Origin of the sequence: Brotocaccenecus cirricatena (genome assembly GCF_020687045.1) — a bacterium.
GTDB classification, from domain to species: Bacteria; Bacillota; Clostridia; order Oscillospirales; family Oscillospiraceae; genus Vescimonas; species Vescimonas cirricatena.
Genome location: NZ_JAJEPW010000152.1, coordinates 1 through 1,074, shown reverse-complemented (window position 1 = coordinate 1,074; position 1,074 = coordinate 1). Strand labels below are relative to the sequence as shown.

Here is a 1,074-nt window from a genome sequence, read left to right as displayed (position 1 = left end):
TATGACAGGCTGACTTCCATGTGCGCCCCCGTCCGCTTCACGGGCAGCAACTTCCGAAAGGAAACCGCACAGGAAAAACTGGAACGCTTAAAGCAACTGATGAAGCAGCGAAAGGAGAGCCTATGACAGAAACGAAACAGACAAGCACCACCAAAACAGACCGCCGCCCGGACTGTGTAACGGAAATCCGCATGGGCAATTCCGTCCTTACCGTTTCCGGCTTCTTCAAGCAGGGCGCAACCGATACCGCAGCCGACAAGATGATGAAAGTGCTGGAAGCGGAGGCTGCTGCCGGACATACGCCACCGTTCAGCGCATAAGTGATGACATGGAAAAGCGGTCACGCCGGGGAGCATGACCGCTGGAATATCAGTAACAACTTTATTTTTTCCGAAGTTTCAACTCAATGCCTTTTGGAGCAGCTATATCCTGCAACAGTTTTGCGATAACAGAAGCCTGTTCTTTCTTCCCCATACTTTGAAAATCCTTATCGGATTTAACTGTTTGCAAGATATTTTCAATTTCTTTAATCGTTAAGAGATTGACTGCAACACAGAATAGATTTTTTCTGCGCCCGTCATTATAGTGTGACAAGAGGAAATCCAATAATTTGCGCTTTTCTTCCTGTTCAGCATTATAGGCGGGAATCCCTATCTGGCTGGCTTTTTCCATGTCATTCATTTGATTATGATGAGTTATAAAAGAATCAAAATCATCTATATGAGCGTATTTGTCACAAGGGAAGCTGGTACACTGAAAGCAATATTCGATTTTCCCATGTTCAATACTGCACTTTGCGATTTTACAACTTTGATTATCAACGCCGCAACCGGAACAATGCCCTGCCAAATTCATAGGACATAATTTACAATTTAGACCACAAAGAGAAAGGTACTGATTGTTACGGACAAACCCTTTCATTGTCACACCCCCTTGTATTGATTAGCTCCATTTTACCATAAGAACAAGAGTTTTTCTACTATGCAATCCCAATCATCTGCTACACAAAAAACGGCGATTTGACCGACCATAAAGAAGCAGATTTGACGCTTTTGCCGCTATACAGACAGCCGC

2 protein-coding genes and 1 pseudogene are annotated in these 1,074 nt (G+C 44.1%); 2 read left to right on the top strand and 1 reads right to left on the bottom strand.

What is annotated here, in order from left to right; all coding sequences use genetic code 11:
* Together LKD37_RS17545 and LKD37_RS17540 are read left to right on the top strand one after the other, a co-directional pair.
* Positions 1-126 (top strand): annotated as a pseudogene (locus tag LKD37_RS17545) (ATP-binding protein); the annotation flags it as partial.
* Positions 123-320, top strand: coding sequence for a transposon-encoded TnpW family protein (locus LKD37_RS17540; RefSeq protein WP_009320846.1), 198 nt, complete (start codon positions 123-125; stop codon positions 318-320). The pseudogene LKD37_RS17545 and the gene LKD37_RS17540, both read left to right, overlap by 4 nt.
* 61 nt (positions 321-381) lie before the next feature.
* Here LKD37_RS17540 and LKD37_RS17535 read toward each other — a convergent pair whose 3' ends face one another.
* Positions 382-921 carry a DUF3795 domain-containing protein gene (locus LKD37_RS17535; RefSeq protein ID WP_055246193.1) on the bottom strand — a complete coding sequence of 180 codons (540 nt, stop codon included), beginning with the start codon at positions 919-921 and terminating at the stop codon, positions 382-384.
* Between the last annotated feature and the right edge of the window lie 153 nt (positions 922-1,074).